Origin of the sequence: Pseudonocardia pini, from assembly GCF_013870575.1 — a bacterium.
Classification (GTDB): domain Bacteria; phylum Actinomycetota; class Actinomycetes; order Mycobacteriales; family Pseudonocardiaceae; genus Pseudonocardia; species Pseudonocardia pini.
Window position 1 is genome coordinate 1 of record NZ_JACBXB010000393.1, and the last position, 5,061, is coordinate 5,061.

A 5,061-nucleotide genomic window follows, 5' to 3' on the forward strand; every position below is an offset into this window, starting at 1 on the left:
ATCGTCCCGTTGAGCCACTCGCCGACGTGCAGGAGCAGCGCCCGCCCGACCTCGGGCGTGGCCACGCTGGGCAGCACCGGCAGCCCGGTCCGCAGCCCGCCGAACGACCCCAGCGACCCGGTCAGCACGATCCCGATCACGGCGACGGTCCGGAGGGTCACGTCCGTGCCGCGGACCAGGATCCCCGCGAACGCGACGAGCAGCAGCCCGTAGGCCCCCACGATGTCGCCCGGGAAGAGCACCAGCCCGTGGACCGCGCCGATCACGAGCATCCACAGACCCCGCCTGCGCAGGATCCCGACGGCCCGGTCCGCCTCCCGGTTCCGCGCCGACTGCACGGCCCCGTACCCCACGAGCAGGGCGAACAGGGGATAGGCGCGGCCGTCGACCAGCAGCAGCTGCACCACCGCGACGACGCGGTCGGCGAGGTCGAGATCCTGCGGGTAACCGCGGAGGCCGGGCGTGCCCAGCAGGAACAGGTGCACGTTCGCGAGCGCGATCAGCAACAGCATCGCGCCGCGCGCGAGATCGGGCGCGACCGCCCGGGCGGAGAGCGGGAGGGCGCCGGTCACGAGCGCGACATTACGGGCACCTCTGGATGCTCGTGTCCGCCGCCGCGGGCCGTCGTCGCGGCTGGTGAGAGACCTGCGCCACCTCCGTGATCCCCGTCGCGGCGCGCGGGGGTGGGGAGGGCTAGCCTCACGGCGTGTCCACTCCTGTCACCGTCACTGTCACCGGAGCCGCTGGCCAGATCGGTTACGCGCTGCTCTTCCGGATCGCCTCCGGGCAGCTCCTGGGGTCCGACACCCCGGTGAAGCTGAACCTGTTGGAGATCCCCCAGGCCGTCAAGGCGGCCGAGGGCACCGCCATGGAGCTGAGTGACGGGGCCTTCCCGCTGCTCGCGGGCGTCGACATCTTCGACGACGCCACCAAGGCCTTCGACGGCGTCAACGTCGCCCTGCTCGTCGGTGCGCGCCCGCGCACCAAGGGCATGGAGCGCGGCGACCTGCTCGAGGCCAACGGCGGCATCTTCGCCCCGCAGGGCAAGGCCATCAACGCCGGCGCGGCGGACGACATCAAGGTCCTCGTCGTCGGCAACCCGGCCAACACCAACGCCCTCATCGCGCAGTCCTCGGCGCCGGACGTCCCGGCCGAGCGCTTCACCGCCATGACTCGGCTCGACCACAACCGCGCGCTGGCCCAGCTCTCGCAGAAGCTCGGCGTGCCGGTCTCGGAGATCAAGAAGCTCACGATCTGGGGCAACCACTCCGCGACCCAGTACCCGGACCTCTACCACGCCGAGGTCGGCGGCAAGATCGCCGCCGAGCAGGTGGAGGAGTCCTGGCTGAAGGACGAGTTCATCCCGACCGTGGCCAAGCGCGGCGCGGCGATCATCGAGGCCCGGGGCGCGTCCTCCGCGGCGTCGGCGGCCTCGGCCGCGATCGACCACGTCCACACCTGGGTCAACGGCACCGCCGAGGGCGACTGGACCTCGATGGCGATCCCGTCGGACGGCAGCTACGGCGTGGCCGAGGGCATCATCTCGTCCTTCCCGGTCACCACGAAGGACGGCAAGTACGAGATCGTCCAGGGCCTGGAGATCGACGCCTTCTCCCGCGAGAAGATCGACGCCTCCGTCGCCGAGCTGGTCGAGGAGCGCGAGGCCGTGAAGGGCCTCGGCCTCATCTGACCCGCCCGCCGTACTGAACGAACGGCACCCTCGCTCACTAGGTGTGAGCGAGGGTGCCGTTCGTGCGTTCGGGGTGGGGTCAGTCGGCGAGGACCGCGATGGCGAAGGACTCGGGGCGCAGGGTGATGTCCGGGCCCTCGCTCGCCGTCGGCTCGCTGGCCAGCAGGATCCGGGTGACCGTGGCGGCGAGGTCCAGGGCGACCTCCTCCGGGCCGAGGTTGACGAGCACGCGCAGCCTGCCGCGGTGGATCACCAGGGTGCGGGCCTCGGGATGGACGTCGACCGCCACCTCGTCGAGCCACGGGTCGGACAGCTCCGGCCACGCCTTGCGCAGCGCGATGAGCTCCTTGTACATCGCCAGCAGGGTGGCGTGCGGCTCCTGCGTCTGCTCCGCCCAGTCCAGCTTGGAGTCCAGGAACGTGGACTCGGCGTTGGGGTCGGGGACCTCGACGTCTCCCCAGCCGTGGTCGGCGAACTCGCTGGTCCGGCCCTTGCGGACGGCCTCGCGCAGGCCCGGGTCCGGGAAGTGCGAGAAGAACTGCCACGGGGTGCGCGCGCCCCACTCCTCGCCCATGAACAGCATCGGGGTGAACGGCGAGGTGAACAGCAGCGCCGCCCCGCAGGCCAGGATGCCGGGGGAGAGCAGCTGGGTGAGCCGGTCGCCGGTGGCCCGGTTGCCGATCTGGTCGTGGTTCTGCAGGTAGGTCACGAAGCGGTGGCCGGGGATGCGCACCGTGTCCACCGGTGCCCCGTGGGTGCGCCTGCGGAAGGCCGACCACGTGCCCTCGTGCAGGAAACCGCGGGTCAGGACGTGTGCGAGGCCGGCGAGATCGGCCTCGGCGAAGTCCGCGTAGTAGCCCTGGGACTCGCCGGTGAGCACGGTGTGCAGGCTGTGGTGGATGTCGTCCGCCCACTGGCCGGTCATCCCGATCCCGCCGCCGTCCCGCGAGGTGATCATCCGGGGGTCGTTCAGGTCCGACTCCGCGATCAGCGACAGCGGCCTGCCCACGTGGGCCTCGAGCGCCGTCACCTCGAGCGACAGCTGCTCGAGCACGTGCTGCGCGCGGCTGTCCTTGAGGGCGTGCACGGCGTCGATGCGCAGGCCGTCGACGTGGAAGTCCTTGAGCCACATCAGCGCGTTGTCGATGGCGAACCGGCGGACCTCGTCCGACCACGGGCCGTCGAGGTTCAGCGACGGGCCCCAGATGTTGGAGCCCGCGAAGTAGGGGCCGAAGCGGTCGAGGTAGGCGCCGGAGGGGCCGAGGTGGTTGTAGACGACGTCGAGCACCACACCGAGCCCACGGGCGTGGGCGGCGTCGACGAACCGCTTGAACCCGTCCGGCCCGCCGTAGTTCTCGGTGACGGCGTACCAGCCGACGCCGTCGTAGCCCCAGTTCCGGGGTCCGTCCACGGCATTGAGCGGCAGCAGCTCGACCATGTCGATCCCGAGCCCGACGAGGTGGTCCAGCTTCTCGATCGCGGAGTCGAAGGTGCCCTCGTCGGTGAACGTGCCGATGTGGCACTCGTAGAGCACGCTGCCTGCCAGCGTCCGGCCGGTCCAGGCCTGGTCGGTCCACCAGAAGGCCGCCTGGTCGTAGCGCCGCGAGGCGGAGTGGACCCCGTTCGGCTGCCAGAGCGACCTCGGGTCCGGCAACGGGGTCGGGTCCTCGTCGACGAGGAAGGCGTAGGCCGACCCGGGACCGTTGTCCTCGATGTCGGCCCGCCACCAGCCACCCGGCGCCCGGCGCATCGCGTAGGTCTCGCCGTCCACCAGGACCCGGACCCTGTCCTTCTCCGGCGCCCACACCGCGTACTCAGCCACGATTGTGAATCCTGCCGGTCCGGGCGGCGACACGCTCGTCCGGGGCGGTCACGTCACGTTCACCGGTAGGCCGCGAGCGTCGTGGGCTCGCGGGATCGGGCCGGGTCGTGACGGGCTCGAGTTCGCACGTTTCGTGCTCTCAGCGCGGCAAGATCGCTCTTTGCGTGCGGTGGGCGCGATAGGGAGGCATCAAGATCGCGAGAAGAGTGCTCACAGCGCTGTCGTTACCGCCCTGAGCGCACCCAATCCGCGATCTTGCCGCGCTGAGAGCACGAAACGTGCGATCTTGGCGCCACCCCCGCTCGAACAACGCTGAGAGCACGAAACGTGCGATCTTGGCCCCACCCCCGCTCGAACAACGCTGAGAGCACGAAACGTGCGATCTCGGCGCCCCCGACGCCCACGCCCGCTCGACCGACACTGCGGATCGAACGCAGGAACCGCGGGCCGCCCACCGCCGGCGGCCCGCTGTCGAGGAACCCGTAGGTCGGGACCGCCGGCCGGTCGGGGGGCACGAAGTCGGCCGGCGATCCCGGCAACGAGGCACCGGTGGGTGGGGGGATACCCGGTCCTGGCGCGTTGCCGTTCCGACTGTAGGAAAACCGAACTCGCGCGTAATCGGCCGTTCAGCCGCATTTTCCTGAAGAATTTCTCGGAAATGAGAAGTCAGCTTTCCGAAGTATCCGCGCGGCGGCTCAGCGCGCGGTCTGCAACCCCAGGTCGCGGGCCATGCCGGGCTCGTCGTGGGCCCGCTCGGTCAAGTGCTGCGACACCTCGCCGAGAATACGGGCGACCTCGTCGAGTATCGCGGGATCGGTGTCCGCGGTGCCGCGCGCCACATCCGCGCGGAACACGGCGAAGATGCGGTCCACGAGTGCGCGGCCCGCGGGCGTCAGCGCCACGAGCACGCTGCGCCGGTCCCGCGGGTTCGCCTGGCGGACCACGTGGCCCGCCAGCTCGAGCCGGTCGAGCTGCGCGGTCACGCTGGCCGGGGTGACCCCGACGCGGCGGGCCAGCGCGGTGGGTGTGCGCGGCCCGTCGTGCAGCAGGTGCACCAGGATCGTGGTCTCGGGGACCCCGAGCCCGAGCAGGCGGGCTGTCGTCTGCCGGTAGGCGTCGGACGCCGCGACGACGTCCCTCAGTCGTACTGCGATCTCACTCACCGAACTCCCTCGTCCTGGTTCTCAGGTTCCCGTACCTCGACGATCTGTGGTTCGACCGTCGAGATATCAGTCTGTTCAACGTCACGGGTTACCGAGGGGTTCCGCTGGTGAGCAGCGTCATGCGCAACACGGTGCGCAATGCGATATATGACGCTAGGCAGGCCTCACCAGGAGGGCCACCGGGTACCGGGACAGGAGGGTGGACAGGGCAGGCGCGCTGCCCGCGACCGGGGTGTCCGTGATCATGTCGTGCCAGTCCTCGGCGCCGCCCGGGAGCGGGAGGACGGTGTCCTGCCAGCCCCCGCGCGCGGCCAGGCCCACCGGGAGCCGGGTGGCCACCGCGACGAGCTTGTCCGTGCTGGCGAACGCCACGGCGTGCTCCGCCG

General features: G+C 70.9%; 5 protein-coding genes. 1 reads left to right on the top strand and 4 read right to left on the bottom strand.

From position 1 onward, the window contains the following. On the bottom strand, positions 1-572 hold a 572-nt coding region (locus H5J29_RS20380; protein ID WP_512700127.1), incomplete at its 3' end, for a DUF418 domain-containing protein. Between the two features lie 134 nt (positions 573-706). Here H5J29_RS20380 and H5J29_RS20385 point away from each other — a divergent pair. Continuing rightward, positions 707-1,690 (top strand): malate dehydrogenase, encoded by a 984-nt coding sequence (locus tag H5J29_RS20385; RefSeq protein WP_181782650.1) that lies wholly within the window; start codon positions 707-709, stop codon positions 1,688-1,690. 79 nt (positions 1,691-1,769) lie between these two features. On the opposite strand, the gene treZ is transcribed toward H5J29_RS20385, so the two are convergent. The 3 genes from treZ to H5J29_RS20400 all read right to left on the bottom strand — a co-directional run. Beyond that, positions 1,770-3,512, bottom strand: coding sequence for a malto-oligosyltrehalose trehalohydrolase (gene treZ, locus H5J29_RS20390; RefSeq protein WP_181782651.1), 1,743 nt, complete (start codon positions 3,510-3,512; stop codon positions 1,770-1,772). Between the two features lie 695 nt (positions 3,513-4,207). Then, positions 4,208-4,675 (bottom strand): MarR family winged helix-turn-helix transcriptional regulator, encoded by a 468-nt coding sequence (locus tag H5J29_RS20395; protein WP_181782652.1) that lies wholly within the window; start codon positions 4,673-4,675, stop codon positions 4,208-4,210. A 153-nt stretch (positions 4,676-4,828) separates the two neighbouring features. Then, positions 4,829-5,061: hypothetical protein (locus H5J29_RS20400; RefSeq protein ID WP_181782653.1), on the bottom strand; the 233-nt coding region annotated here is incomplete at its 5' end.